We start from the raw sequence: 371 nt of genomic DNA on the forward strand, positions 1-371 counted from the left end.
GAGTGATTCATGACTGGGGTGAAGTCGTAACAAGGTAGCCGTAGGGGAACCTGCGGCTGGATCACCTCCTTAATCGAAGATCCCGGCTTTCTCATAAGCTCCCACACGAATTGCTTGATTCACTGGTAAGCGACGGTTAGGCAACCCTATATGGGTCTGTAGCTCAGTCGGTTAGAGCGCACCCCTGATAAGGGTGAGGTCGGCAGTTCGAATCTGCCCAGACCCACCAATCGTTGGAAATTAGGGGGCCATAGCTCAGCTGGGAGAGCGCCTGCTTTGCACGCAGGAGGTCAGGAGTTCGATCCTCCTTGGCTCCACCATCTTCCGCAATCGTCGTAAAGCTCAGACAGGAATGTTCGGTAGAACGAACC

At 54.2% G+C, this 371-nt stretch carries 2 tRNA genes and 1 rRNA gene; all 3 read left to right on the forward strand.

The features are described 5' to 3' along the window. Positions 1-72: ribosomal RNA gene (locus QSJ95_RS32590) — 16S ribosomal RNA — on the forward strand; the annotation flags it as partial. An 80-nt stretch (positions 73-152) separates the two neighbouring features. Further along, a tRNA-Ile gene (locus QSJ95_RS32595) sits at positions 153-229 on the forward strand. 15 nt (positions 230-244) lie between these two features. Next, positions 245-320, forward strand: a tRNA-Ala gene (locus QSJ95_RS32600). Positions 321-371 lie beyond the last annotated feature (51 nt).

It is taken from the genome of Pseudomonas sp. NBRC 100443 (assembly GCF_030268185.1).
Lineage (GTDB): Bacteria > Pseudomonadota > Gammaproteobacteria > Pseudomonadales > Pseudomonadaceae > Pseudomonas > Pseudomonas citronellolis.